The sequence below is a fragment of the Streptomyces sp. NPDC048484 genome, assembly GCF_040651415.1.
GTDB lineage: Bacteria > Actinomycetota > Actinomycetes > Streptomycetales > Streptomycetaceae > Streptomyces.
In genome coordinates this window covers 66017-91250 of record NZ_JBEZJY010000028.1, presented here as the reverse complement: position 1 = coordinate 91250, position 25234 = coordinate 66017, and the positions used below count along the sequence as shown (strand labels likewise).

22 protein-coding genes, 1 tRNA gene and 1 pseudogene are annotated in these 25234 nt (G+C 70.5%); 11 read left to right on the top strand and 13 right to left on the bottom strand.

Annotated features, from left to right (window positions below):
* Nucleotides 1–333: 333 nt before the first annotated feature.
* Nucleotides 334–525 (bottom strand): DUF1059 domain-containing protein, encoded by a 192-nt coding sequence (locus AB0D14_RS27190; protein ID WP_362783872.1) that lies wholly within the window; start codon nt 523–525, stop codon nt 334–336.
* A 331-nt stretch (nt 526–856) separates the two neighbouring features.
* Between AB0D14_RS27190 and AB0D14_RS27185 the strand changes: the two genes are divergently transcribed.
* Nucleotides 857–1024 carry a hypothetical protein gene (locus AB0D14_RS27185; protein ID WP_362783871.1) on the top strand — a complete coding sequence of 56 codons (168 nt, stop codon included), beginning with the start codon at nt 857–859 and terminating at the stop codon, nt 1022–1024.
* A gap of 92 nt (nt 1025–1116) precedes the next feature.
* Here the strand turns inward: AB0D14_RS27185 and AB0D14_RS27180 are convergent.
* Nucleotides 1117–1191, bottom strand: a tRNA-Val gene (locus AB0D14_RS27180).
* Nucleotides 1192–1545: 354 nt separating this feature from the next.
* Here AB0D14_RS27180 and AB0D14_RS27175 point away from each other — a divergent pair.
* Entirely contained in the window at nt 1546–2259 is a 714-nt protein-coding gene (locus AB0D14_RS27175; protein ID WP_362783869.1) for a DUF4097 family beta strand repeat-containing protein, read from the top strand.
* Nucleotides 2260–2342: 83 nt separating this feature from the next.
* A complete protein-coding gene (locus AB0D14_RS27170) occupies nt 2343–3761 on the top strand; it encodes a hypothetical protein (protein ID WP_362783867.1) in 1419 nt (472 codons plus the stop codon).
* 152 nt (nt 3762–3913) lie between these two features.
* Here the strand turns inward: AB0D14_RS27170 and AB0D14_RS27165 are convergent, their stop codons facing one another.
* A complete protein-coding gene (locus AB0D14_RS27165; RefSeq protein WP_362783865.1) occupies nt 3914–4309 on the bottom strand; it encodes a hypothetical protein in 396 nt (131 codons plus the stop codon).
* 288 nt (nt 4310–4597) lie between these two features.
* Here AB0D14_RS27165 and AB0D14_RS27160 point away from each other — a divergent pair, with 288 nt between their 5' ends.
* Entirely contained in the window at nt 4598–4834 is a 237-nt protein-coding gene (locus tag AB0D14_RS27160; RefSeq protein WP_362783862.1) for a DUF2277 domain-containing protein, read from the top strand.
* Nucleotides 4835–4904: 70 nt separating this feature from the next.
* Here AB0D14_RS27160 and AB0D14_RS27155 read toward each other — a convergent pair whose 3' ends face one another.
* Nucleotides 4905–5579: a VTT domain-containing protein gene (locus AB0D14_RS27155; protein ID WP_362783859.1), complete on the bottom strand. Its 675-nt coding sequence runs from the start codon at nt 5577–5579 to the stop codon at nt 4905–4907.
* A gap of 291 nt (nt 5580–5870) precedes the next feature.
* A complete protein-coding gene (locus AB0D14_RS27150) occupies nt 5871–7052 on the bottom strand; it encodes an epoxide hydrolase family protein (protein ID WP_362783856.1) in 1182 nt (393 codons plus the stop codon).
* A gap of 197 nt (nt 7053–7249) precedes the next feature.
* Here AB0D14_RS27150 and AB0D14_RS27145 point away from each other — a divergent pair, with 197 nt between their 5' ends.
* Entirely contained in the window at nt 7250–7825 is a 576-nt protein-coding gene (locus AB0D14_RS27145; RefSeq protein WP_362783853.1) for a CGNR zinc finger domain-containing protein, read from the top strand.
* 170 nt (nt 7826–7995) lie between these two features.
* Here AB0D14_RS27145 and AB0D14_RS27140 read toward each other — a convergent pair whose 3' ends face one another.
* From AB0D14_RS27140 to AB0D14_RS27125, 4 genes are all read right to left on the bottom strand, one after another.
* Complete coding sequence (locus AB0D14_RS27140) at nt 7996–8448, bottom strand: DoxX family protein (RefSeq protein ID WP_362783851.1); 453 nt, start codon at nt 8446–8448, stop codon at nt 7996–7998.
* Between the two features lie 91 nt (nt 8449–8539).
* On the bottom strand, nt 8540–10468 hold the full coding sequence (locus tag AB0D14_RS27135) for an FAD/NAD(P)-binding protein (RefSeq protein ID WP_362783962.1): 1929 nt from the start codon (nt 10466–10468) through the stop codon (nt 8540–8542).
* Between the two features lie 305 nt (nt 10469–10773).
* Nucleotides 10774–12525, bottom strand: coding sequence for an alkaline phosphatase D family protein (locus tag AB0D14_RS27130; protein ID WP_362783849.1), 1752 nt, complete (start codon nt 12523–12525; stop codon nt 10774–10776).
* A 101-nt stretch (nt 12526–12626) separates the two neighbouring features.
* A complete protein-coding gene (locus AB0D14_RS27125) occupies nt 12627–13271 on the bottom strand; it encodes an HNH endonuclease family protein (protein WP_362783846.1) in 645 nt (214 codons plus the stop codon).
* A gap of 393 nt (nt 13272–13664) precedes the next feature.
* On the opposite strand from AB0D14_RS27125, the gene AB0D14_RS27120 reads away from it, so the two are divergent.
* Nucleotides 13665–14327: an HAD family hydrolase gene (locus AB0D14_RS27120; RefSeq protein WP_362783845.1), complete on the top strand. Its 663-nt coding sequence runs from the start codon at nt 13665–13667 to the stop codon at nt 14325–14327.
* Between the two features lie 69 nt (nt 14328–14396).
* Here the strand turns inward: AB0D14_RS27120 and AB0D14_RS27115 are convergent, their stop codons facing one another.
* A complete protein-coding gene (locus AB0D14_RS27115) occupies nt 14397–15380 on the bottom strand; it encodes a peptidoglycan-binding domain-containing protein (protein ID WP_362783842.1) in 984 nt (327 codons plus the stop codon).
* A 464-nt stretch (nt 15381–15844) separates the two neighbouring features.
* On the opposite strand from AB0D14_RS27115, the gene AB0D14_RS27110 reads away from it, so the two are divergent.
* The 3 genes from AB0D14_RS27110 to AB0D14_RS27100 all read left to right on the top strand — a co-directional run bounded on the left by AB0D14_RS27110 (nt 15845) and on the right by AB0D14_RS27100 (nt 19657).
* Nucleotides 15845–17854 carry an MFS transporter gene (locus tag AB0D14_RS27110; RefSeq protein WP_362783959.1) on the top strand — a complete coding sequence of 670 codons (2010 nt, stop codon included), beginning with the start codon at nt 15845–15847 and terminating at the stop codon, nt 17852–17854.
* 259 nt (nt 17855–18113) lie between these two features.
* A complete protein-coding gene (locus tag AB0D14_RS27105) occupies nt 18114–18872 on the top strand; it encodes a hypothetical protein (RefSeq protein ID WP_362783839.1) in 759 nt (252 codons plus the stop codon).
* Nucleotides 18873–18877: 5 nt separating this feature from the next.
* Entirely contained in the window at nt 18878–19657 is a 780-nt protein-coding gene (locus tag AB0D14_RS27100) for a hypothetical protein (protein ID WP_362783836.1), read from the top strand.
* A gap of 182 nt (nt 19658–19839) precedes the next feature.
* On the opposite strand, the gene AB0D14_RS27095 is transcribed toward AB0D14_RS27100, so the two are convergent.
* A complete protein-coding gene (locus AB0D14_RS27095; RefSeq protein WP_362783834.1) occupies nt 19840–20244 on the bottom strand; it encodes a DUF1992 domain-containing protein in 405 nt (134 codons plus the stop codon).
* 169 nt (nt 20245–20413) lie between these two features.
* Between AB0D14_RS27095 and AB0D14_RS27090 the strand changes: the two genes are divergently transcribed.
* Nucleotides 20414–20809, top strand: a complete 396-nt coding sequence (locus tag AB0D14_RS27090; RefSeq protein ID WP_362783831.1) for a hypothetical protein — start codon at nt 20414–20416, stop codon at nt 20807–20809.
* 162 nt (nt 20810–20971) lie between these two features.
* On the opposite strand, the pseudogene AB0D14_RS27085 reads toward AB0D14_RS27090, so the two are convergent.
* A pseudogene (locus tag AB0D14_RS27085) lies at nt 20972–21151 on the bottom strand (hypothetical protein); the annotation flags it as partial.
* A 327-nt stretch (nt 21152–21478) separates the two neighbouring features.
* Here AB0D14_RS27085 and AB0D14_RS27080 point away from each other — a divergent pair.
* Nucleotides 21479–23596 (top strand): bifunctional glycosyltransferase 87/phosphatase PAP2 family protein, encoded by a 2118-nt coding sequence (locus AB0D14_RS27080; RefSeq protein WP_362783828.1) that lies wholly within the window; start codon nt 21479–21481, stop codon nt 23594–23596.
* On the opposite strand, the gene AB0D14_RS27075 is transcribed toward AB0D14_RS27080, so the two are convergent.
* Nucleotides 23550–25214: a hypothetical protein gene (locus AB0D14_RS27075; RefSeq protein ID WP_362783826.1), complete on the bottom strand. Its 1665-nt coding sequence runs from the start codon at nt 25212–25214 to the stop codon at nt 23550–23552. The genes AB0D14_RS27080 and AB0D14_RS27075 overlap by 47 nt on opposite strands.
* Nucleotides 25215–25234: the final 20 nt, after the last annotated feature.

Genomic DNA, 25234 nt, shown 5'->3' with positions numbered 1-25234 from the left:
GGAGGGCGTCCGTCCCCTCCCAGCATCCGCCCGGGGCACCGGTCCCGCCAACCCTGGAAATCCCGCGCCACCTGGCCAGGCATCCGGATTCGCACCGGCTGACCTGGGCCTTGATCGTGCCCTGGAGCTGGTGGGCGCGGACGGTTTCGAACAGGGCGTCTCGACTGCGGCGAGCGGTCGTTGACCGTGGTTGACCGCACGATGTGGCACGGCAGTGGCACACGCCGGGTCCATCCCATCCCGGCATGATGCGGTCAGGGTCGGCGGTACACCTAAGCGGTGCACCATGGGGGCGCCCTGAAATCCGTTGCGGCTCCCCTATGCCCGCGATTGTCAGGCGTGCTGCGGGACCTCGTCCTTCAGCATGGTCCGTAGCATGGTGCGGAACTCCGGCTTGTCGACCTCGCCGTGCACGGATACGGCGTGCTCGGTGGCCGCCCGGACCACTTCTTCTTCCTCGCCCGCGATGGTCAGGGTGCACTTGACTTCGCTGGGGTAGTCCCTGCAGTCAATGACCTTACGCATGGTGTGCCTCCCGGGTTGGCGGTGCGGCTGCCGGCGTCACCGTCCGGGCGGACCCCGGGCGGGAGGGCGAGAGCAGGTGCGTACCGGGTCTCCTTCCATGATCCTCCTTGCCGGCCCGAGACGGAACCCCCGCCGAGCAGCAGGGTCCTCTATGAGACGCGCTCCGGGGCACCCTGGTCAGGGCTCACATGGCCTCCTGCGCCCCAAACCCGGCCAGCGCTCCGTCCGGGGTCTGGCAGCAAGCCGCGCGGTCGGTGGAGCGACGTTGGCCGGGAGCTGCTGAGGGTGCGGCCCAACCCGTTCAGTAGCGGGTGCGTCCGCGGGACAGACCGTGACCGTGCATGTCGCGGAGTCGACGATCACTGTTGAGCTGGACGGCCAGGTCCGGGTCGTCCAGCGCCCGACCGACGTCCCAGTCCGTGATCACCAGATCGCCGACTACGTGGACGGGCAGATCAAGAAGGCGAAGTGGACTCCAGGTGGACTTTCTGGCTCGTAATTGGCACGGCGGCGACAAGTCGTCGGGAAAGATCAAGGCCCAGGCATCCGGATGCACACCGGTTGACCTGGGCCTTGTTCATGTCCTGGAGCTGGTGGGCGCGGACGGTTTCGAACCGCCGACATCCGCCTTGTAAGGGCGGCGCTCTACCACTGAGCTACGCGCCCGGGACGAGTCGACAGCCTACATTGCCCGGGGTGGTGCCCCGCAAACCCCTTCCTGGTGACCGAGTCGGTTGCGCGGTCGCTGGGATGCGGGGGTTTACCCCACCCCGTATCCGGGAGTGGTCCGGATCCCCCGTCGGGGCCCGGATCCGTACGGTCGAAGTGTCCGGGGCACGGTGTGGGGCCGCGGGCGTTCGAATCTGGGGGAGTCCGGTCATGAGTGGTCGTCAGCGTTCTTCGGGCAGTGCGGGCAGTGCGAGTGGTGTGTGTGGTGCGGGCAGTGGTGTGCGGCATTCGGGGCGTGTGCGGGGTCGGCGGCGGGGGGCTCTGGTCGCCGTCGGAGTGGGTGTTGTCGCCGTGGGGCTCCTTGCCTCCGGGTGCGGGGACAGCGCGGATGACGACAAGGATCCGGAGCAGCGTTCGTTCGCGCTCAGCGGGCGGACGCTGACCGTCGACTCCGACGGCTCGGCGCTCGAACTGGTCGTGGGGGACGTGGACGAGGTCCAGGTCACCCGGTGGTTCAAGGCCAGCGTCGCGCTCGGCAAGGACCCCGAGGTCACCTGGAGCATGCAGAAGGACGACACCCTCAAGCTCCGGGTGCACTGCGCCGGTGTGGTCACCAGCTGCTCCGCCAAGCACCGGATCGTGGTGCCGCGTGGCGTGGCCCTCACGGTGAAGGAGGAGGACGGCGGCGTGCGGGCCACCGGTTTCAAGGAGGCGCTCGACATCCGGGCGAGCGATGGATCCGTCCGCGTCGAGGACGTCTCCGGGCCCCTCACCCTGCGTACCGAGGACGGCTCGGTCCACGCGAGCGGCATCGGCTCCCGGCGCGTCGACGTGAACACCCAGGACGGCTCGGCCCAGCTCGAATTCGCCTCCGTTCCGGACCGGGTCTCGGCGCGCGGGCAGGACGGTTCGCTCACCATCGGGTTGCCGGACGCCACGTATCGAGTCACGACCGGGGCCGAGGACGGCTCTGTGGATGTGTCGGTGCCCCGTGACGAAGGCAGCTCACATGTGGTGTCCGCCCATACCCAGGACGGGAAAGTCACGGTGCGTACCGCGAACTAACCGGCCCGTGTGTTCGTCCTTACCTGGTGGGAGAATGAAACGGGGCCACCGGGGCAGGACGGATCGCAGCACGGGAGAGGGAAGTGACGGCGACACCTTCGCAGCCGTACACACCGTTTGTGCCATGCGCACAGCAAGTACCTCGCCACCGTGCCGGGTTCGGGCCCACCGGGGCTCGCGGTGCCGGTCGCGATCTGCTGGCGCTTGCCCTCCTGCCGCTTCCCCTGCTCGCACTCACGCTGCCCGCGGCGTTCGCGGGCGGTGGCACACGGCGCTGGTTCGGAGGGCGCTCCGAGAGCCAGCGGGCCGAGGCACAGGTCGCGAAGGACGCCGCGGCGGCCGCGTTCTACGAGCTCGACACCGCGCAGCGCGATCTGCGCATCTCGATCGAGACCATCACCGCCGTCGACGACACCCCGGCGGCCCGGCGCGCGGTCGCCGACTTCGAGGCGCTCGGCCGCCGCATCGACGAGGTCAGCCTCACGTACATCAGCGCGGTGGACGCCCATGACCTCGACCGCGACGACCTTGAGGCCTCCGTCGCCGCCCACGCGCGCACGGAGCTGACCAAGGCGAAGGACGAGCTGACCAGGGTCAAGCAGGAGCTGGACCGGTTCGAACAGGGCCTCGGCCCGCTCCTAGGCAAGGCCGAGACGCAGCTCGCCCGGCTCGCCCCCGCCGTCGAGCGTGCCCGCCAGTCCCTGCTCGCCGCGTCGAACGCGCTGGACGCCGTACGGGGGTCGGGGCTCAAGGCCGACGACCTGGCCGCCCGCCTCGCCGCGCTCGCCCCCGAGCTGACCAAGCTCAACCAGGGCGCCGGACAGCATGGTGTGCCGGAGACCCTGGAGCGGGCCGACCGGGTCGCCCGGGACGCCGGAGCTGTGCGTGTCGAGGCCGAGCGGCTGCCGGAGCGGGCCACCGAGATCGACCGCCGGCTGGTCTCGCTGCGTACGCGCGCACAGGCGCTCACCACTCGGTCCGGGCAGGTGGATCCGGTGCTCAGCGAGTTGCGGCGGCGGTTCGCGGCCGCGTGCTGGCAGGACCTCCAGCATGTGCCGGACCAGTCCGCGGAGACCGTCCGGCAGGCCGAGCGGAAGCTGACGGAGGCGCGGACCGCCCGCGAGGAGCAGCGCTGGGCGGATGCGACAGCACTGCTGTCCACGGTGCGTGCGCTGCTGAACACGACCGACGAGGCGGTGTCCGCGGCCGGCGACCGGCTGCGACGGCTGAACGAGGTGTCGAAGGACCCCCAGCGGGAGATCGACCGTACGCGGTTCGCGATCCGGGACGCGCAGCGCCTCGCCATGGCCGGCCGCAACACCCCCGACCCCCGGCACGCGCGCCCGCTCGATGATTCCGTGGCTCGTCTGGAGCGGTCGATCGGGATGCTGGAGGGACGGCACCCGGACTACTGGCATTTCCTGACCGAGCTGGAGGCCGTGCGGGGGACGGTGCACGGCGTGGTCTCACAGATCAGGGAAGAGCGCGGGGCCGGGGCGTGACCGGGTGGCCCCGGGCGGCCTGCGGGAGCGGGGCGTGACCGGCGGTCCGTAAGGGCGGCGGGGCCTGACACGCGGTCCGTGGGACCGGGCTCCGTCACGTCAGGGGCGCGGCCGGTTTCGCGGTCTTGCGGTCTCTCGCGGTCTCTCGCGGTCTACGAAGGCCCTTGCGCCTCTACCTCCGCCTCCGCCCGGTCCTGTCGGCTCTCCTCCGTTTCCCGTACGTGCAGTTCCTGTACGTGCTTGAGGGTCATCCGGGCGTCCACCTTGTCCCCGGGCGTGACCTCCGACCAGAAGCGGTGGCAGGTCACGAAGACCGCCAGCTCGCGCTCGCGCTCCCGGAGCTTCTCCACCTCGGCCTGTTCGTCAGGTGTCCAACCGGGGGAGGCGGGGCGTTCCACCTTGCGCCAGCCGTGGTCGTCACTGAAGCCGTCCAGGGGCTCGACGGACCAGGGAAGCCGCTTCAGCAGGGCCAGAAGCTCGGTCCGGACCTGATGCAACTCCTCCTGACCGGACAGGAGGTCGCTCGGGAAGTCATAGGTCGCAGCCACACGGCAATGGTACGCCTGTTCGATTTTGCGAGGCGAGTTCCTTGGGGAGTTGAGTGAGAATCAGGAGAACGGTGCTGCCTTGCGGCGGGCGCTGGCCGGGTCGTCGGCGGCGGCTCCCGTGCGGTGAGGTGGCCGCCTGTCAGTCAGTGGAAGGTGCGGCTCTCGTGGTCTGTCGGCAGCGCCGCCATCAGCAGCGCCTCGACCAGCCCGCGTGGACAGCGTGGATCGCCGGTCTACGCGAGCACCGTTTCCGCTCGCGATGTCAGTGCCGCGCGCGAGACTGGACGTATGTGCCGCAGCATCAAGACACTCCGACCGCCCGTCCTTCCCGAAGAGGCCACGGAGGACGACATCCGTGCCGCCGCCCTTCAGTACGTCCGCAAGGTCTCGGGTTTCCGCGCCCCGGCCGCCCACAACCGCGAGGTCTTCGACCGCGCGGTCGAAGCGGTCACGGAGGCAACGGCCGAGTTGCTCGCCGGGCTGGAGGTCCGCGGTCGGCCCGCCCCGACCCACCGGGCGGGCTGACCGCCCTGACCGCCCTCACTCACCGGGCCCGGCCTCACCGGCTTGCCTGGTCTGCCTGGTCTGCCTGGCCTCAGAGGCTCGGGCCCGACTCCGGTACGGGCACGGATACCGGCATCGGCACCGGTATCCGTGCCCGTACCGGTCGTCGCATCAGGAAGGCCGCCCCCGCGCCCGCCCCGAACAGCGCCACCAGTGAGATGCCCGAGGCGAGCCAGGTCGCACCCAGCCACTGGCCGCCGAAGTAGCCGAGGCCCACGCTGTACGCGGCCCACGCGAGGCCCGCGAGAATCGACCAGGGCAGGAACTCGCGGACGCGCCGGTGCGCGGCGCCCGCGCCGAGGGAGACGATCGAGCGGCCGGCCGGTGCGAAGCGGGCGAGGACGACCAGGGCGCCGCCGCCGCGTGCGAGGGTGGCGCCGAGACGTTCCTGCGCGCCGCTCAGGCGGCGGGAGCGGGCGATAGCGCGGTCCAGCCGCTCGCCGCCGCGCCAGGCCAGCCGGTACGCCACCAGGTCGCCGAGGACCGACGCGGTCGCGGCCGACAGGGTCAGCGAGAGGATGTCCGGCACGTGCTCGGTCGCCGCTCCGGTGCCCGCCGCGGCCGCCGTCGCCGCCGTGATGACCAGGACTCCGCTCGGCAGTACCGGCAGAAAGACGTCGAACAGAACCGACACCGCCACCACGGCGTAGATCCATTGGCTGTAGATCCAAGGGGTGCCGGACAGCGACCCCACACTCTCAAGCACCGAAACTCCCCTGTGTCTCCCCCGTAGGCCCCGAGCGTGCCGTGTGCCGCGATGTCGCGGGGGAGCGGCAGGAGCGGCCTGTGACAGCCATACAGCGTACGCCTCGGGTCCGACATGCGATCCACAGGGGGCTCAGGTGTTCGCCACACCATGTTCACTCGGCTGCCACTTCCGGGGGACGGGCGGGACGGACCGGGAGTCCTGGCCCGGACACCCTCTGTCGGCCTGTAGGACGATCAGACGACTCCGGACGGCCTGCGCATCGTCGCGCTCGGACCCAGCCGGACGCGTTTACCGATGAGCGGCCAGCACTGCCGCGAGGCCTTCTTGCAGATCCTTGACGAAATACTCGGGAACCTCCAGCGACGGGAAATGTCCCCCGGTTTCGGGCGACCTCCATCGGACGATCTGCCGGAACCGCTCCTGTGCCCATGCGCGCGGGCACTTCTCGACGTCACGGGGATACACACTGATTGCTGACGGGACGTCGACCCGAAGTTCGGGGTCGACCGAATTGACACCGCCGTGGCTTTCGTAGTAGATGCGGGCTGACGATGCGCCCGTCCGCGTCAGCCAGTACAGGGTGACGTCGTCAAGAACGCTGTCCATGGAAATCGTCTCGAACGGGCTGTCCTCTGTATCTGTCCACTCGGCGAACTTGTCAAGGATCCAGGCGAGAAGCCCGACTGGTGAGTCGACGAGCGAGTAGCCGATGGTCTGCGGTCGGCTCGCCTGCTGCTTCGCGTACGCCGCGTGGTGGCTCCAGAAATCGTGGGTTTCCTCGGTCCATTTGCGCTCGGCCGCCGTCAGCCCGTCCGTTGTCAGCCCGGGCGGTGCCTGCGGGGTCGTTGTGTGGATGCCGAGCACGTGCGCCGGGAACCTGCCGCCGAGGACCGTGGTGATCACACCTCCCCAGTCACCGCCGTGGGCCACGAACTTGCTGTAGCCGAGTCTTCCCATCAGTTCCACCCAGGCGGCCGCGATCTTTTCGATTCCCCACCCGGTGGTGGCCGGCTTGTCACTGAAACCAAAACCTGGCAGCGACGGGGCTACGACGTGGAACGCCGGTGCGTCTGCGTTTTTCGGATCTGCCAGTTCGTCTATCACATGGGTGAACTCGGCAATGCTGCCTGGCCAGCCGTGCGTCAAGATCAGAGGGGTGGCATCCGCGCGGGTGGATCGGCGGTGCAGGAAGTGGATTCCCAGATCGTCAATGGTCGTACGGAACTGGCCGATCTGATTGAGGCGCGTTTCGAACGACCGCCAGTCGTACCCGGTGCGCCAGTAGTTCACGACGTCCACGAGGTCGGCAAGAGGAACGCCCTGTTCCCATCGGCGAGGGCCGGGCGCGGCGCGGTGAACCGTCTCGGCTTCCGGCAGCCGTGCCGCGGCCAGACGCGCGCGCAGGTCGTCGAGGTCGGCGTCGGTCGCGTGGGCTTCGAATGCGTGCACGTCGCTGGTTCGACGGTTCATGAGACGCCCCCGCCGAGGCGAGCTGACGTGGTGACAACGCCACCATCAGTGACGGCCGCAGCGTCGGTGACGCACCAGGGCGTGGACATGAGACCTCCTGGTCATCGGTGGAACCGGCTTGGGAGGGACCTGCTGGAACCGGCTAAGGCGGTTCTAGCATGTCTCGATGTCGGCTTGCAACCAGCTAAGGTGGTTCCATGAGTGCTCGGTTCCCTGACTTCCGTCTCGGCAAAGTGCTGGCGACCAGCTTCACGGGGACCCTGACGGAGCGTCATGGCGACGCTGTGGAGCGCATCCCCACGCCGAACCGACTCGTCGACTGGCTGGCGGTGAGTGGCCTCGCCGTGGAGTCCTGCACCACCGCCCAGCTCGAACGGGCCTGGGAGCTGAGGGAGTCGATTCACGCCGCTGCGACAGCGGCCGAGCGCCGGGACCCTCTCCCTGTGTCTGCCGTCCAGATCATCAATGACTGCAGCATTCAGGGTCGGGCCGCGGCTGTCTTGACACCCGAGGGCAATCGGCAGTGGCGACTTGGCTCGACTTCCTCCGTGGAGGATGCCCTGAGCGTTGTCGCCGCCGACGCGATCGGCGTCATCGCAGGCGAACGAGACGGAAAACTGGCCCGGTGCGCATCGCCGACTTGCCAAGCCGTCTTCTTCGACGCCAGCCAAAGCCGCACCCGCAAATGGTGCGACATGAACACGTGCGGGAATCGTCAGAAGAAGGCGCGCTTCAATGCCGGCAATCGCAAAAACCCCGGATCGGCGAAGTAGTCGTTACCTTCGGCACATCCAGGTGGGTCCCTCGGGTGGTCTCCGTCGGTAGCGGAGCGACGGCGCCCGCCCCCTCTCTCGGGGACGGGCGCCGGTGGCGTACGCGCTGTGTACGTGCTGTGCACGGGCTGCGCTACGGGTGCATATGCGCAGTGTGCGTGCTGCGTGCGTCAGGCCGTGACGGGCTCCGAGGAACGATTCCCCTCGGCTGTCGTGGACGAACGGCCGGGAAGGAGCCGATCGAGGCCGAACGCGCCCGAGCCGGTGAAGACGAGCAGGAGCATCGACCAGGAGTACATGGCCGCGCCCTCACCGCTGTTCTGGATCGGCCACAGGGCCTCGGGCTGGTGGACCTTGAAGTACGCGTAGGCCATCGCGCCCGAGGCGATGAACGCCGCGATGCGGGTGCCGAGGCCGAGCAGGACCAGAGTGCCGCCGACGAGCTCGATGACAGCCGCGTACCAGTTGGGCCAGGCGCCGGTCTCGACGGTGGCGCCCTTGCCGTCCATGCCGCCGAGAACCCCGAAGAGCGATACGGCGCCGTGGCAGGCGAAGAGCAGGCCGATGACGATGCGGAACAGGCCGATGGCGTACGGCTGGGCGCTGTTGAGGCGTCCGGTCATGTGAGAGAACTCCTTCGGTTTGGATGCGGTCCCAGGGGAGCGAGGGACCGGTGGGGGACGTAACCGAGTGAGTGCTCTACGTTAAGTGCGATTATTCAATGCTTGCAAGTTCAACTTTTGGCCATGGTCTTTCCGTCGAAACGGGCTCCGGATCCGGCTCCGTCCCTTGCCCCACCTGGGCGGTTACCGTCCGCAGTACGGCTCGCGCCACCGCGTCGGCGTCCGACAATGTGACTGAGTCCACACCTGGCCGGACTCCGGCGGCGGTCACCCAGTGCACGCCTTCCGTGGGCACGCCGATCGCGAACCGCCGCGTGTGCGGGCGTCCTTGACGGTCAATCAGGTGATAGGGGCGCTGTGTTACGTCCAGCCCTCCGGTTTCGTAACCGTTCACGGTGTGCGGGCGGCACTGGCCTGTCCTCAGCAGCAGGGCGAGCAGTGCGTCGGCGGTTCGACGCAGGTCCGGCTCCGGCAGCCGGGCCTCGACGAGGGTGGTCGCCGTGACGGTCGAGCCGGGTACGTCGGGGGAGCGGGCCACCCACGCCCCGTCCTCGGCCCGCACCTCCAGCCGGGGGCCGACCACCTCCAGCACATCCGCCTCGATCAGCGCGGCCATCTCCTCGATACGGCGGCGCGGCGGGCCGATGGACAGGAACGCGTTGAGCGGGGTGTACCAGCGGTCCAGGTGCTCCCGGCGCGACGGGCCCGCGAGTCCGCCGTGGTCGACGATCTGCCGCAATTCGTTGCGCAGGTCGCGCAACACGTCGAGAGCCGCTTTGAGCGGTCCGTCGACGTTGCCGAGCGCGGCTTGCTCGGCGTCCTCGCGGAGGTGGTCCAGCAGCCAGCCCCGGAAGTCCTCGGAGCCGGTGAAGACACGCCCTCCGTACGGGCGTGAGACGCGGTCCCAGGACCAGCGGTCGGCTTCCGCGACCCCGAACTCGTCCAGAACCGATGCCTCTTGAGGATCCCGGTGGGGTACGGCGAGGAAGCGCTCACGGAATCCGCGTACATCGGTGATGCCGCGTACGTCGGCGGTTCCGCGTACGCCGGTGGCGTTGCGGGCCAACAGCCTCCCGTAGTAGACGGTTTCGACCTCCTTCGCCACCAACGGCCATATCTCCGTGAGGAAGTCCGGCGCGTCGCCCGAGTCCGCGCGCTTGCGGAAGCCGGCGATGGCCTCCGGAGTCAGCACGAGGGGCACGTGACGGCCGTACGGGCCCTTCGCGTTGTCGCCGCGGGCCTGGTACGGGATGCCGCGGCGGGAGCCGGCCACCAGGCGCGGCTCGCGCCCCGAGGGGAGGTAGCGCAAGCCGGCCGGGGTGCGCAGGAAGCGGCCGCCGCGGGCGGTCGTCAACAGGGCCATGTGGTCGAAGAAGTTGAGGCCCAGGCCGCGCAGGAGGACGGTCTCGCCGGGGGGTACGGAGGTGAGGTCGAGGTCCGCCGGGTTGGCGGGCGGGACATGACGCAGACCGTGGCGCTCGGCGTACGTGGACAGACGCTCCTGGGTCTGGTCCGCCACCGTCGGCAGATGGCCCTGGGCGAGGACCACGGCCATCAGACCCGTCAGGGAGCGGCCGTTGTCGAGTACGAGGGTCTGGTGGCCCTCCAGCGGGCCGTCGAGGCGTGTCGCGCGCGCCCTGTGCGTCTCGATCCGCAGCGCGGGCGGCGCCCCGCGGACCACCTCGCCGAAGACCCACTCCAGGTAGTGGCCGTACTGGGCGCGGGTCGGGTACTCGTCCGGGCCCAGCCGTCCGCCCGCCCAGGTGTGCAGGCAGGGGCCGGGGCGTATCGGGCCCGAGCAGTCCACGCTGTCGTCGGTGAAGAGGGTGACCTGGGAGGCCACCGTGTTCATCAGCAGCTCGGCCGGCTGGGCGGTGCGCCAGACACGGCCGGGCCCCGGCGGTGACGGATCGACCATGTGGACCGTCAGGCGCGTGCCGGGGGCGAGGAGTTCGGGCGCGGAGGCGCAGAGGCGTTCCAGCACGCTGGTGCCGCGCGGTCCGGCGCCGACCACGGCCACGGCGAGGCGAGCTCTTGGTTCCGTGGACCCGGTGGTCTTCGTCGGTTCCGTCGGCTCCGCGGTCGCTGCAGACAAGGGTGTGACTCCCGGACAGGTGGGGCATGCGCGGCTCACCGCCCGGTGGAAGCGGACGGTCCGCATCATCATGCCGTCGCGCACCACGGGAACCGACCCCTGGAGCGGATCAACGGTGCCGGTTGTGGGATGCCTCACGGGACGCAACGTATGCAACGGCCGTATGCGGCATAGGCGCATACGGCACGGATGTATGCCCCATACGCTCTATGCCGCTTGCGTGTATGCGGCTAGGACCGGACCTGGCTGAGTTCGGATTCGGCGATCGTCCGCAGCCGCGCCCCGCCGTCGCGTTCCTCGCGCGCGTGGTCGAGCCGGAGCCGGGCCGAACGGCCGCTCAGGGTCAGCGTCATCAGCTGGTTGCCGAACCAAGGGCCGCCGGTCTTCCGCCAGTCGACGGGCGGGGGAGTGAGTCTGCCGTGCCGGGCGAAGCGTCGGCCGATGGCCCGGCCCACACCGCTCCAGCCGAAACGGAAGCCGATCTTTATGTAGGCGGGGATGGAGTTGTGGACGGGGGAGCAGGTCAGCTGGACCACCCGGGCGTCGGGTCCCGGCAGGCCCTCTCGCCAGACCGGCTCGGCGATGTACGCGTGATGCACGTCCCCGGACAGCACGCACACCGTCGCCGGTGCCTGGGGTCCCGAGCCGGCCTCGGCGATCAGCTCCGCCAGCGTGTCGAAGGACGACGGGAACGCCGCCCAGTGCTCCAGGTCGGCTGCCCGCCGCAGTTTCTCCCCCCGCCGTGTCCAGCGCTCGCCCCGCTCGCCACGGCACATCGCGGCGTTCCAGGCCTCCGCGTCGTGTACGAGGTTGGGGAGCAGCCAGGGCAGCGAGGTCCCGATGAGGAGGTGGTCGTACGCACCGGGGCTGTCCGGTGCCTGACCGTCCGGTGCCTGGCCGTCGGGTGCCTGATCGACCGCCGGTGCCCGACCGTCCGCCGGTGCCTGATTGCCAGGTACCCGGCCGTCTCTTATCTGCTCGCGCAGCCAGTCCCACTCCGCCGGGTCGAGCATCGAGCGGTTCTGCTCGTCGAGGACGCGGGCGGCGCGGCTGTCGACCATCAGGAGGCGGGTGCGGCCGAAGTCGCGACGGTAGCTCCAGCGGACCGAGGCCGGATCGACGTCGGCCCGGGCGGCGAAGGCACGCAGGGCGTCGGTGCCGTCGGGGGTGGCGCGGACGGCCGCGTACAGGGGGTCCTCGGCGAGGTGGTCAGGGGAGAGGTTGCCCAGGTGCTGGTGGACCCAGTACGACATCAGGCCGCTGAGTACGCGCTCGCGCCACCACGGGGTGGCCCGCATGTCGGCGACCCAGGCCTCGCTGGTGTTCCAGTCGTCGATGACGTCGTGATCGTCGAAGATCATGCAGCTGGGCACGGTGGAGAGCAGCCACCGGACCTGGGGGTCGAGCCACGACTCGTAGTACAGGTGTGTGTACTCCTCGTAGTCCGCGACCTCGGCGCCGGGCGCCTCGTGCAGGCCGCGGCGGGTCTCCAGCCAGTGGCGGGTCGACTTGGACACCTCGTCCGCATACACCTGGTCGCCCAGCAGCAGCAGTACGTCGGGGCGCTCGCCCTGCGGGTCCGCGGCGATCCGGGTCGCGAGGGTGTCCAGGGCGTCCGGGCCGACCGGGTCCTTCTCACCCTCGGGCGGTGAGGCCCAGCGGCAGGAACCGAAGGCGACCCGGACGCCCTCGTGATCGTCCACCGGGGTGTGGATGGCCGAGGGCGGGAAGGGGGAGTCGGGGAGGGGCCAGACCCGTGCCTCGTCGAACAGCACCTCGTACGTGGTGGTCGTGCCCGGTGTCAGCCCGGTCACCGGGATGAGGGCGTAGTGATGGCCCGAGACCTGGAAGGTGGGGGCCTCACCGCCCGTACCGTCCGCGCAGCGCACCTCCGCGGTGCACGGACGGCTCGCCTCGACCCAGACGGTCGCGGACGAGCTGTCGACATACCTCAGCAGTGGACCCAGGCGCAGGCTCGCCACGTGTGATCACCCTCCTCCGTCGCCCCGTACGGTACGGAACGACGGAGGCCGGTGGGGAGGTTCCTGGCGAGAGGTCCGGCGAGAGCCGGTGAGTGCCCCGGTCAGCAGCCGCTGAGGACCGAGCTGAGCTTGCTCTTCTCCGCGGAGTCGACGGAGAGGTCGTAGTAGTACTTCACCTGGACCCAGGCGCGGACGTAGGTGCAGGCGTAGGCCGTGCGGGACGGCATCCACTCGGCAGGGTCCTGGTCGCTCTTCGACTGGTTCACGTTGTCCGTGACGGCGATGAGCTGGGGGCGGGTCAGGTCGTTGGCGAAGCCCTGGCGCTGCGAGGTGGTCCAGCCGTCGGCGCCGGAGTCCCAGGCCTCGGCCAGCGGCACGAGGTGGTCGATGTCGAGGTCGGAGGCCGCGGTCCAGGTCGCGCCGTCGTAGACGGAGTACCAGGAGCCGCTGGTGGCCGCACAGGCGGAGCTGGTGACGACGTTCGTACCGTCCCGCTTCAGAACGGTCTCGCGGGTGTTGCACGTGCCGCTGATGGTGATCCAGTGCGGGAAGAGATCACGGTTGTACCCGGTGCGGTCCTCGGTCGCCACGGTGAGCGAGGCGAGGTAGGTGCGGGCGGTGGCGGCGCTGACCGGGGTGGGCAGTGCGGCGGAGGCGGCCGGGCCGTTGAAAAGCCCGACCATGGCTATCAGTCCGGTGAGCGCCGCGGCTAGACTCAGCCGTCGACGCGCGTAGATCCTGGACATGTGAACTCCCTTGGGGTGGGGGGAAGTTGACCTGCGGGCAATGAATGGTCGCGGTGGCCGGTTTCCGGGAGATGTGCGTCAGGTGAGAAGTTAATGACGCGGGCATGACACGACAAGGTTTTTGGCGGGACTTTCGGATCGGCCCGCCCGCTTTGTCGTGCCCTCGTGCGGAATGAGGCCGTGCCCTCGTGGGGGTGAGGTCGCACCCTCGTGCGGGTGGGGTCGTGCCCCTCGTGCGGAATGTGTGTGTGGGGATGGGTAGCGGGATCACCGCTTCGTTTTGTACCGTGAGGGAACAAAGTGGTCCCGCTCGCATTCCCTGACCGGCTGGCGGGGCCGCCTTGTCTCCCGGGGGTCGCGCAAGGCCCCTCTTCCACGCTTTGGAGCAAGCCGATGACGGCCTCGACCGTGCTGACCGCCCGCGCCCTGCTGCTGGACATGGACGGCACCCTCGTCAACTCGGACGCCGTCGTCGAGCGTGTCTGGCGCCGCTGGGCCGACCGGCACGGGCTCGACGGGGACGAGGTCATGAAGGTCGTCCACGGTCGGCAGGGGTACGCGTCGATGGCCGTGCTGCTGCCGAGCCGACCCATGGAACAGAACTACGCGGACAACGCCCGCATGCTCGCCGAGGAGACCGCCGACATGGACGGCGTCGTGGCGATCGAGGGGGCGGCGGAGTTTCTGGCGTCCCTGCGTGGGCTCGGGGTGCCGCACGCGCTCGTCACGTCCGCGGATGTGGCGCTGTCCGCCGCCCGTATGCGGGCCGCGGGGCTTTCACTGCCCGAACTGCGGATCACCGCCGAGTCCGTCGGGGCCAGCAAGCCGGATCCCGAAGGGTTTCTGAAGGGGGCGGCCGAGCTGGGGGTCGCACCCGAGGACTGTGTGGTGTTCGAGGACTCGGGGGCGGGGATCGCGGCGGGGCGCTCCGCCGGGATGCGGGTCGTCGGGGTCGGTCCCCGGGCTGGGTTCCATCGGCCGGATGCGGTCGTGCGGGATCTTCGGGCGGTTCGGGTCGAGGTTTCGGGGGCGGGAGTTCAGCTGCACGTGGGGTGACGTCGGATGATGTCGGATCACATGGGGTGACCTGGGACTGCGTGGGTGACGTGCGGGCCGACAGGAGTTTTACGGTTCTGAGGTATCTGATTCCAGGCGCTGGCGGGTTTTTTCGCCGTATGTGCCCTGTTCCTCCTGGATGCCTCGGGTGATCTGGTAGTTGCGTACGCCGCTCTCGGTCCGGTTGTCGTAGTCGCCGTCCGCGTCGCCCACGTAGAGGCCCAACTGCTTCAGGCGGAGCTGGAGTTCGGTGACCTCGGGGCCCTCGTCGCCGCGGCGCAGGATCACCGGATCGGTCCTCTCCGTCGGGGTGGAGGGTGGCTGGGCGGCGCTGGCCGAGTCCTTGGACGACGGCACACGCGGCGTGGCGCTCGTCCGGGACGGGGAGGGCGCGGCGGTCGACTTCGAGGCCGACGGCGAAGCGCTCGCGCTGCTCGACGCGGACGAAGAGCCCGACGGCGACGGGGACGGCGGCGACTTGGAGTCCGACGGGGACGGCTCCTCCACGGACGCGTCCGGCACGCTCGCGCGTATGTCGTCCGGGGCGGCGTCGTTCCGCGACGGCGACTCGTAGGAGAACAGTCCGCTCGCGAACCCGGCGGCCGCGACCACGACCGCGGTGGCGCCGGCGCCCACGAGCATGAATCGGCGGCGCCGGCCCGAGTTCTCGTCGGGGTCGTCGGGGTCGTCGGGGTCGTCGAGGTCGTGGGGGCCGACAGGGTCGTCGGGGAAGTCGGCGAGGCCGGAGGCGGGGGACTCGTCCTCGAAGAGCTGGACGCCTGCCGGGTGCGGCGGGGCTGTCGCACGGCGCAGCCGCGTGGTGGCGTCGGTGTCGGCGAACGGGCCGGTGAGCGGGCCGGTGAGCGGGTCGGAGGGGGAGCGTTGTATGGGTAACGCGATGGTCCCCCAGGCGTCGGGAGGCGCCGCAGGGGCCCCGGACCGGCTCTCGTGCCCCTCGTGCCCTCCGTGCCCCCGGTTTCCGTCCTGCCCTGCCTGTCCGTCCTGCCCTGCCTGTCCCGCCTGCCCCGCGTGTCCCGCGTGTCCTTCGTTCATGACGTCGGTCGGGCCTTCGGGGTCCGGGGTCTGCGCGCTGCCCGGCTCCGGGGATCCCTCCGTGTGTGTACCCAGGTCGACGTAGGGGCGTATGCGCAGTGGGTCGAAGTCCTCCGCGGCGGCCGTCTCGGCGGAACGGGTTTCCAGGAGTTCGTCCGCCGCTCTGCGGGCGCAGCCGCAGGTCGGGTAGCCACCCGACTCCCAGGGTGCCCCGCATTCCGAACATATGTGACCGTTACGGTCGCTCACGTGTGAATCCCTCTCCGTACGAACTCCAGCGATTATGCAGAACACCTTCACGCAGTCTCCCGGTTACGCCCGGAATCCCGGACTCCTGGCTGGATTCAACAGGCCATAACCGGTCACACCGACCAGGATGGAAGAGGAACGGGATGCGTGGCCGGGAGGTTTTCATGGCCGAGGATGTGCGCGGCGCGGCGGCCGAGAGCGTACGGAAGCCATCGATGGAGGGCGGTGTCCTCGTCTCGATCGGGGCGCTGCTCCTGGGGCTGCTGCTCGCCGCACTCGACCAGACGATCGTGTCGACCGCGCTGCCGACCATCGTCAGCGACCTCGGCGGTCTCGACCACCTCTCGTGGGTCGTCACGGCGTATCTGCTGGCCTCCACGGCCGCCACCCCGCTCTGGGGCAAACTCGGTGACCAGTACGGACGCAAGAAGCTGTTCCAGGTCGCCATCGTGATCTTCCTGATCGGCTCGGCGCTGTGCGGCATGGCGCAGAACATGCCTCAGCTGATCGCCTTCCGTGCCCTTCAGGGACTCGGCGGCGGCGGGCTCATCGTGCTGTCGATGGCGATCGTCGGCGACATCGTCCCGCCCCGCGAACGGGGCAGATACCAGGGCCTGTTCGGCGCGGTCTTCGGCGCGACCAGCGTCCTCGGCCCGCTGCTCGGCGGCCTGTTCACCGAGCACCTGAGCTGGCGCTGGGTCTTTTACGTCAACCTTCCCGTCGGCGTCGTCGCGCTCGCCGTCATCGCCACCGTCCTGCACATCCCGGTCCGCTCCCGGCGCCACACGATCGACTACCTCGGTACGTTCCTGATCGCGGCCCTCGCCACCTGCCTGGTCCTGGTCGCCTCGCTCGGCGGCAGCACCTGGGCCTGGGGCTCGCCGCAGATCATCGGCCTCGCGGTCCTGGGCGCCGTACTCGCCGTGGCGTTCGTGGCCGTCGAGCGTCGCGCGGCCGAGCCCGTGCTTCCGCTGAAACTGTTCCGGATCCGCACCTTCACCCTCGCCGCGGTGATCAGCTTCGTCGTCGGCTTCGCGATGTTCGGCGCCATGACGTACCTGCCGACGTTCCTGCAGGTCGTCCAGGGTGTCTCGCCCACCATGTCGGGCGTGCACATGCTGCCGATGGTGGCCGGACTGCTGGTCTCCTCGACCGTCTCCGGGCAGATCGTCAGCCGCACGGGCCGCTGGCGGGTGTTCCCCATCGCGGGCACCGCCGTGACGGCCCTCGGACTGCTGCTCCTCCACCGGCTCGACGCGGACAGCTCCACGGGCGAGATGAGCGCGTACTTCCTCGTCTTCGGCCTCGGACTCGGACTGGTCATGCAGGTTCTCGTCCTGATCGTGCAGAACGCCGTCTCGTACGAGGATCTGGGCGTCGCGACCTCCGGCGCCACCTTCTTCCGGTCCATCGGCGCCTCGTTCGGCGTCGCCATCTTCGGCTCGCTCTTCGCGAGCCGCCTGAGTGCCGAACTGACCACCGCGCTCCGCGGGCAGACCCTCCCGCCGGGCCTGGGCGCCGGCGCGCTGAAATCCGACCCGAAGATCATCGCCGAGCTGCCGGCCGCGCTCCGGCCGCCCGTCGTCGAGGCGTACGCCACCTCCATCACGGACGTCTTCGTGTACGCGGCCCCGGTGGCCCTCGTCGGCTTCGTACTTGCCTGGTTCCTGCGCGAGGACACGCTGCGGGGCTCGGTGACGGCACCCGACGCCACCCAGACCCTCGCCAGCAACCCCGTGGAACGTTCCTCGTACGACGAGGTGTGCCGCGCGCTGTCCGTGCTGGGCACCAGGGAGGGGCGGCGGCAGATCTACGAGAAGATCACCGCCCGGGCCGGGTACGACCTGCTGCCCGCCGCGAGCTGGCTGCTGCTGCGCATCAGGCGCTACGGCTGGGCCGAGCCCGGCGCCCTCGCCGAACACAGCGCGGTGCCCCTGCATGTCGCCATCGCGGCCTCCCGCCAGGTGGAGGAGCGGCAGCTGGCCCTGCGCGAGGGCCTCGACCTCGTCCTCACCGAGCGGGGCCGTGAGGTGGCCGAGAAGCTGGCCGAGGCTCGGGAGGAGTCCCTCGCCGAGCTTCTCGGCGACTGGTGGGGCCCGGACCGGCCGACCGACCTCGTGCAGCTCGTGGCGGAGCTGACCGCCGAGATGTGCGGCTCCGACGAGGAACGTCCCCGCAACGAGACCGTGCCCAAGCCGGCCGGCCGGGCGTGGCTCACGAAGTGAACCCGGTGCGGCCCGGCACCTGTACGCGAGGGCTGCGAGGGCAGTGCGGGCTGTGCGGGTTGCGAGAGTTGGGAGGGCTGGGAGGGACGCGCGGGCTGCTCAGGCGATGAGCGGCTTGGCGAACCAGTGCCCGGCGCACCGGCGGGCTCTGGTTCGCCACGTTCCCAACTCCGATCTGCTCAGGGCCGTTTGGGCGCCGGAGTCCGGGCAACCCGACGAAAGAACCGGCCCACTGGGCCCAGAACCCGGAAGGCAATCCATGTCCACAGGCGTGATCATCGTTCTGATCGTGATCGCGGTGGCCCTAGTCGCCGCCGTGATCGCTCGGCTCGTGATGGCTCGCGGGGCGGGCGGCGGGCGAGGTCTGAAGCGGCGCTTCGGACCCGAGTACGACCGGGCGGTCGCCCGGCACGACGGCGACTCCAAGGCCGCCGAACGCGAACTTGAAGAGCGTGTGCAGCAGCACGGGTCGCTGCGCGAGCAGCCGCTGGACCCCGCGGCGCGGGAGCGGTACGCCGTCCGATGGACCGCGGTCCAGGAGCAGTTCGTCGACTCGCCGCGTGACGCCGTCGTCGAGGCGGACCGGCTGCTCGCCGAGGTGGCGGGCGCACGCGGTTTCCCGGACGGCGGCCGCTACGAGGAGCAGCTCTCCGCGCTCTCCGTGCACCACGCGCACCATGTGAACGGCTACCGCCGTGTCCACCTCGCGGCGCACGCGAACGGCGCCGCCGCGGGCCGGCCCGACACGGAGGGACTGCGTGAGGCGCTGGTCGAGGCCCGCGCCCTCTTCGAAGACCTGACCACCTCCGCCCGCGACGGCAAGGCGCGGCTGCGGAAGGACGACGCGTACGACAGGAATGGCGCGTACGACAGGAATGGCGCGTACGACAGGGACGGCGCGTATGACAAGGACGGCGCGGAAGCACCCGAGACACCCGCGACCGCCCGAACCGACAGCGCCCGCGGCCGTTCGCGCGCGCCGTGGGCACTCAACAGGCGCCATGTGAAGGGGAGTTGAGACGCATGCCGGACAACAGTGCGGCGGGACCGTCCAGGGATCAGCGGAGCGAGCGGGACGACACGACGAGGACGCCGGGAACGCCGGGAACGAGGACGCCGGGAACGAGCGGCGCGAGGGGCACCGGCAGCGACACGGTCCGTGAGGGCGTGGCCGGCCGCGAGGGTGCCGGCACGCGTGCCCCCGAAGGCGGCGCGGCTCGGACCGGCACGGGTTCGGGCACCGGCACCGGCATCGGTACAAGCCCAGGTACGGGTACGGGCACTGGCACGCATGACGATGTGCTGGGCGGCCGGGACACGGCGGCCCAGGAGCGTGCCCGTGAGGGCCGGGACACGGTGGTCGGCGGTGAGAGGATTCCGGCCGGCCCGGGCGCGGCGGAGCACGACCGCTCACCGGCTCGTGAGGGCATCACCGGCCCGACGGGCACGGGCGGCCGGAGCAGCGCGTCCCGCGAGGGCATCCGGGGCGCCGAGGCGAGGGTGAACGCCGGGGCCGACGCGGGCACCGGCGGGCGGCTCATGCCGCACGACGAGGGCGACAAGTGGTCGCTGCGGCTGCAGCACGCGGTCACCGCGTTCGTCGACGGGCCCAAGGGCTCGGTCGAGGAGGCGGACCAGGTGCTGCAGGAGGTCGCGGAGCGGTTCGCCGACGCTGTCACACAGCGACGACGCGCCCTGCGTACGTCCTGGCAGGCCACCGGCGAAGACAAGGCCGACACGGAACAGCTGCGGCTGGCCCTGAAGGACTACCGCGAGCTCGCGGAACGCCTGCTGAGGATATGAACCCATCCGCCGCCTGCGTGAACTCGACCGCGCGGTAGGCGACTTGGCCGGTAGGTGACTTGAGCAGTAGGTGACTTGAGCGGTAAGGCCCTGTCCGGGCGGTGCGCCGGGGCAGGGCCTCACTCATGCCCGGGCTCACGCATGCCCGGCCCGCAGGGGCCTTCCGGACCGGCCGGTCGGTGTCAGCCGGTGTGGCGCTCGTGCCAGTCGCGGACGATCTCCTCCACGTCGTACGGCTTCAGACCCAGCGGCGGTCCGGGCGGCGGCTTGAACATCATCTCGCGGATCTTCGCGTTGATCTCCGTGACGATCCGCCGTACCACCCGCTCCGAGGGCGCCGCGGCGGCCTCCTCCAGCGCGTCCTGCGCCTCCTTGCGCAACTCCAGTGTCGGGGACAGCACGGACAGGCCCTCGCGGGCCATCTTCTGCTTGATCCACCACAGTTCGTCGTACGACGTGTCGGGGCCGCTCGGCAGTGGCTTGCCCGCACCGGCGAGTTCGGTGAACTCGCCGCGGGCCTCCGCTTCGCGGACCTGTCTGTCGACCCAGGACTCGAAGCTGACTCCGGGAGGCTTGCGCTCGGTCATGAGTTCATTGTGCCGGAGGGCGTGCGAGTGCGCCGAACGGTATGCGACTGTGCGGGACGGTGCACGTCCGGGCGCTTTATCATTCGGCGGCGATACGTCGTCGGGCGTCAAACAGGCTCCGGCGCGGCACAATTGAACCGCGGCAACGCGCGGGAACGAAGGAGCGCACGTGCTCGAACTCACCATGGCCTCGGTGTCCGGGACGGACGCCGGCGCGACGGCCGGAATGCAGATGGCCGACGCGCCGAGCGAACCGGGCGCCGTGCTGCGGGTGGGGCGCGACCGGGGCGCGTGCCGCCTCGCGACGCCCGACGACTGGCTGTTCGTCTCGCGGGTCCACCTGGAGTTCCTGTGCGGGCCGGAGGGGACCTGGCAGGTGACCTGGCTGCGGGGCTCGCACGAGGACCCGTCGTCCGAGGTGCGGTTCGCGTTGGTGGGCGGAGCCCAGCAGACGCTGCCGTACGGCGGGACGGCGAAACTGCCCATGGGCGGTGCGGGCGAACTCGTCATATCGGACCGCAGGGGGCCCCGCAGCGTGAACGTGGGTTTCTACCAGGAGGCCTGAGCGGGAGGCCCGGGCGGGAGATCCGGGCAAGGGGTTTGAGCGGGTGGTCCGTGCAGAGGGCTGAGCAGGGCGTTTGGAGAACGTACGCGAGCGGCGCCTACTGCCGTCCCGCGGGAGGGTCCGGGCCGGCCGGATGATGCTGTAGCCGCCCGGCGTGCCGATCTCCAGGATGCGCGTCGTGCCCTGGATCGTGGCGAGGAGATGCACCAGTTTGCCCTGGTTGGCGGAGGCGCTGATCTGTGGCAGGCCTGCGGCGTCGCTGTCGCGCAGCGCGTCGGTGAGGGCGGCCTCCGGCCCGGCGGGGCGAGGGGCCCGGTGAAATAGGCGTCCACGTCGTGCCATGGCTGCGGCTCGGTCACCCGGTAAGCCTTTCGTCTGCCTACTTAGACGCGCTAACTAGTTCCGTAGCCGAATTCAGCCGGTTACCAGCAGGCTGGGTGGCTGTATTCCCGACACGGCCTCGCGTGGCGGCGCGCCGGAGAGCCGTATCGGCCGTACAACACCTCCATCCGGACAAAAGAATGAAGGACGTCAGGTGAAGAGGGGGTTGCCTGCGTCTCACAGCGGGGGTGGTGCGAGCCTCTTGGTGTCGAACGGAAAACAGACGCACGAGACCCATGGGACTCATGGGGCGATAGGGGACGAACGGGGCGGGAGGGCCGACGGCACGTGGCGAACGTGGAGCACGGTGGACGACCAGGTGATGCCTTCGGGGCGACGGCGCCAGGATCGGCGAAGGCGCGGCTGGGCATGGTCCGCGCGGGCCTCTGGCTGATCGCCGCCATCCTGGCTGTACGACAGGTCGCCGTCGTCCTGGGCACACCGAAGGGTGAACGCCTGACGGACCTGGAGACCTGGGTCGGCCCCGAGGGCGTGCTGCATGTGAACGGGTCGTTGTACGACTCGACGCGGTTCACGGGCACACCGTTCGGCGGACTCGTCCTCAAACCCCTCACCAAGGCGGCCGAGCAGGCTCTCGGCTGGGGCTGGACCTTCGGCACGCTGCTGCTGGTGGTCGCCCTCGGCCTGGTCGCCGCGCGCGCCCTGCCGCAACCCGTGAGCCGCCGTACGGCCCTGCTGGCCGCGCCTGTCGCGATCAGCCTGCTCATGCTGTCGCTGCCCGTGCGCAACACGCTGTATCTCGGCCAGACCAGCATCATCCCCGTACTGCTGGTGCTCCTCGGGTGTTTCGCCGTACGCGGGGAACGGTCGAGCGGAGTGCTGATCGGCCTCGCGGCGGCGCTCCAGCCGACCGTCCTGCTGTTCGCACCGCTTCTGTGGTTCACCGGCCGCCGCCGGGCCGCCGGCGCCACCGGGGTCGCCTTCGCCGCGTCCACCGCGCTCGCGTGGGCGGCGATGCCGCACGACTCGTACACGTACTGGGTGCACCACCTGGTCGGGGTCGGGCTCGGCCGGCCCGCCGACGATCTCGCCAACCAGTCGCTGCACGGGGCGCTGCTGCGGATCGGCGTCGAGGGCCCGCTGGAGATCGCGCTCTTCCTGGCGCTCGGCACCGCCGTCGCCGTGCTCGGCCTGCGCCGCGCCGTGCGCTACGCCCGCGACGGGCAGTTGCTGCTCGCCGTCGCGGTCACCGGCTGTGTCGCCGTCGCCGTCGCGCCGACCACCTGGCAGCACCAGCTGCTGTGGGTACTGCTCGCGCTGGCCGGCCGGGTCGGCAAGAAGGCGGGCGACCGGTACGTGTGGCCCGTCGCCGTCATCCTGGTGATGACGCTGCCGGCCAAGATGATGCTGCCGAACATGGAGTCGCTCTACCCGCTGCGCGACAACATCGTGCTGCTCGCCGCCCTCGCCGCGGCGACCGTGGTTCCGTTTCTGTCCCGTACGTCGGAGTACTACCGGTCGCCCGTCCCGACCGAGTACGCCGAGCCGGTGCCCACGCGGTGGAAGCGGGTGCCCCTGCTGCCGTTCCTGCGCCGCGTCCTCACCCGGCCGAACCTGCTCCTCGAACTGCTGCTGATCCGGGTCGGCTACTCCGCGTACCAGCAGGTCAGGCTCGCGGCGACCGGCGGCACCAACAGCGGGGGCCGGGCCACCGCCGAGCAGCACGGCGAGCAGATCCTCTCGATCGAGAAGTTCCTCTTCATCGACGTCGAGCACTGGGTCAACCACGCGGTGGTGAAGGTGGGATGGCTGGAGGACTTCTTCAACTTCTACTACACGTCGTTCCACTTCGTGGTCCCGCTGAGCGTCCTCGGTGTCCTGTACGTCCGCCGGCCCGCCGACTACCGCTGGGCCCGCGCGGCACTCGGCTTCGCCACGCTGTTCGCGCTCGTCGGGTTCTGGCTCTACCCGCTGGCCCCGCCGCGGCTGATGCCAGGCCTCGGCTTCATCGACACCGTGCACGGTGTGCAGGACTTCACCCAGCCGGACTACGGGACGCTGACCGCGCTCACCAACCAGTACGCGGCGATGCCCTCGCTGCACTTCGGCTGGTCGCTGTGGTGCGGGCTCGTCATCGTGGTCCTCGCCCCCAGGTGGTGGATGAAGGCCCTCGGTCTGCTGCACCCGCTGTTCACGGTCTCCGCGATCGTGGCGACCGGCAACCACTGGGTGCTGGACGCGGTGGGCGGCGCGGCCGTCGTCGGCGCCGGCTTCGCACTGACCTACCTGCTCCAGGGCCCCAGGCCCCGGCCGCTCGCGAAACCGGCCGGGCAGGCCGCGGAGTCCGGGGCGGGCGGGAAGACCGGGGAGGCGGAGGAGGCCGAGGGAGCCGGGGAGGTCAGCATCGCGGGGCCGGCCCCGGCGAAGGGCCGTACCCCGAGCTGATCCGGTACTCGCCCGGCTCGGTCACCGTCAGCCGCGTGAACTCGCCCTGTTTCGCGAGGCAGCCGCCCTCGGCGTACAGCCAGGGCGAGAAGACGATCCGCAAGGTTACCGGGCCGGGGCGCGGGACACGCACCACGACCTCGGCGCTGTCGGCCCGCACGACCGTGGCGGGCGCCGACACCATCGGCACCGCCCCGCGCACCCGGTAGATCCGCCAGTTCGCGTCCCTCCACACCGGCTCCAGCCACGGGGTGCCGGCCCTGACCAGGCGTGCCTCGTCCTCCGCGAAGCCGTCCGGTTTCCCCGACGGCAGTACGACGAAGCCGACCGCCCACCGGTCCAGCCAGGCCCGGTACGTCCTGGGCGAGAACGTCCCGTCGTAGAAGAGCCGGCCGCGCTCCATGTCCAGCTGCCGGTTCCAGCCCCGGGCCAGGTTCACGTGCCGGGCCAGTGCGGTGGCCTCGCGGTGGTTGCGGGCCGGGACCACCTCGACCCGGGTACGGTCGGCGCCGAGCCGGTCCAGGGCCTCCACGACGCTGGTGGTGTCATGAGCCCAGGCCGGCACCACCGTCGACACCGCCAGATCATCGACCGTCTTCTTGCCGACCCAGCCCACGGAGAACACCAGCGCCACGGTGAGCGCGACCCGTCTCCTTCTGTGGCTGCGCCACCGGGCGGGGTCGGTCTCCGCCGTGTGCCCCGGGCCGGGTACCGCGAGCAGGGCGGCCAGCAGGGCGGCGGGGGCGAACAGCTCCGCGAGCCGCTCCACGTTCGTGCCGACCGGTGAGGGGATCAGGTAGGTGAGGACCGTCCCGGCCGCGTACACGATGGCGCTCCAGCGCAGCACCAGCCACTCGCGCGGGGCCAGCGTCAGCACGACGACACCGATCAGCGCAGGCGGCCAGATCCGGGCGGCGGGCATCAACTGCTCGCCGGTGAACGGGAAGAGCACAGTGGTCGCGCCCACCACCACGACCGGGGGCACGATCAGCGCGAGGGCCCGCGCCCGGTCCCGTGCGAGGGCGTGGCCGGCCCCCACGACGACCAGGAACAGGCCCGCCACCGGGCTCGCCGTGGCAGCGAGCGTCGCGTACGCCACCGCCGGCGCTGTCCGCCGCTCCCGGGTCAGCAGCACGCAGGCCGCGAGCCCCAGGGCGACACCGAGCGCGAACGTCGTACGCCCCGACGCGACGTTGCACCACAGCGCGAGCGACGCGAGCAGCGCCGGGCCGAGGGGGCGGCGGATCCCCGTACGGACGATGAGCGCCGCGGCCAGCCAGGCGGCCAGCAGTCCGGCCGTCACGGTGACCGTCCGCACGCCGAAGGCGGCCATCAGGTAGGGCGAGATCAGGCTGTAGTTGGCGGTGTGCATCCCGCCGTACCAGAAGAGGCTGTACGCGGAACCGCCGTGTTGGGACACGAAGCCGGCCCAGGCCTCCTGTGCGGCCAGATCGCCGCCGCCGGTGGCGAGGAACAGCCACCAGACCACGTACAGCGGAACGGTCGGCACGGTGGCGAGGAGTGGCACACGGTGCCGCCGCAGAACCGGTCGGAGGCCCTGCTTCCGGGCGGCCCCGACGCCCTTCCGCCGGACGGGGGACAGTTCGGCTGGGACCACGGCTCGGCGTTTCCGTTCGA

What these genes read in the sequence shown, in the direction of transcription:
- AB0D14_RS27110 (WP_362783959.1), top strand. Translation starts at nt 15,845, where the DNA reads ATGGAGGGCGGTGTCCTCGTCTCGATCGGGGCGCTGCTCCTGGGGCTG.
- AB0D14_RS27105 (WP_362783839.1), top strand. Translation starts at nt 18,114, where the DNA reads ATGTCCACAGGCGTGATCATCGTTCTGATCGTGATCGCGGTGGCCCTA.
- AB0D14_RS27115 (WP_362783842.1), bottom strand. Translation starts at nt 15,380, where the DNA reads ATGAACGAAGGACACGCGGGACACGCGGGGCAGGCGGGACAGGCAGGG.
- AB0D14_RS27100 (WP_362783836.1), top strand. Translation starts at nt 18,878, where the DNA reads ATGCCGGACAACAGTGCGGCGGGACCGTCCAGGGATCAGCGGAGCGAG.
- AB0D14_RS27160 (WP_362783862.1), top strand. Translation starts at nt 4,598, where the DNA reads ATGTGCCGCAGCATCAAGACACTCCGACCGCCCGTCCTTCCCGAAGAG.
- AB0D14_RS27120 (WP_362783845.1), top strand. Translation starts at nt 13,665, where the DNA reads ATGACGGCCTCGACCGTGCTGACCGCCCGCGCCCTGCTGCTGGACATG.
- AB0D14_RS27145 (WP_362783853.1), top strand. Translation starts at nt 7,250, where the DNA reads ATGAGTGCTCGGTTCCCTGACTTCCGTCTCGGCAAAGTGCTGGCGACC.
- AB0D14_RS27140 (WP_362783851.1), bottom strand. Translation starts at nt 8,448, where the DNA reads ATGACCGGACGCCTCAACAGCGCCCAGCCGTACGCCATCGGCCTGTTC.
- AB0D14_RS27125 (WP_362783846.1), bottom strand. Translation starts at nt 13,271, where the DNA reads ATGTCCAGGATCTACGCGCGTCGACGGCTGAGTCTAGCCGCGGCGCTC.
- AB0D14_RS27095 (WP_362783834.1), bottom strand. Translation starts at nt 20,244, where the DNA reads ATGACCGAGCGCAAGCCTCCCGGAGTCAGCTTCGAGTCCTGGGTCGAC.
- AB0D14_RS27150 (WP_362783856.1), bottom strand. Translation starts at nt 7,052, where the DNA reads ATGAACCGTCGAACCAGCGACGTGCACGCATTCGAAGCCCACGCGACC.
- AB0D14_RS27190 (WP_362783872.1), bottom strand. Translation starts at nt 525, where the DNA reads ATGCGTAAGGTCATTGACTGCAGGGACTACCCCAGCGAAGTCAAGTGC.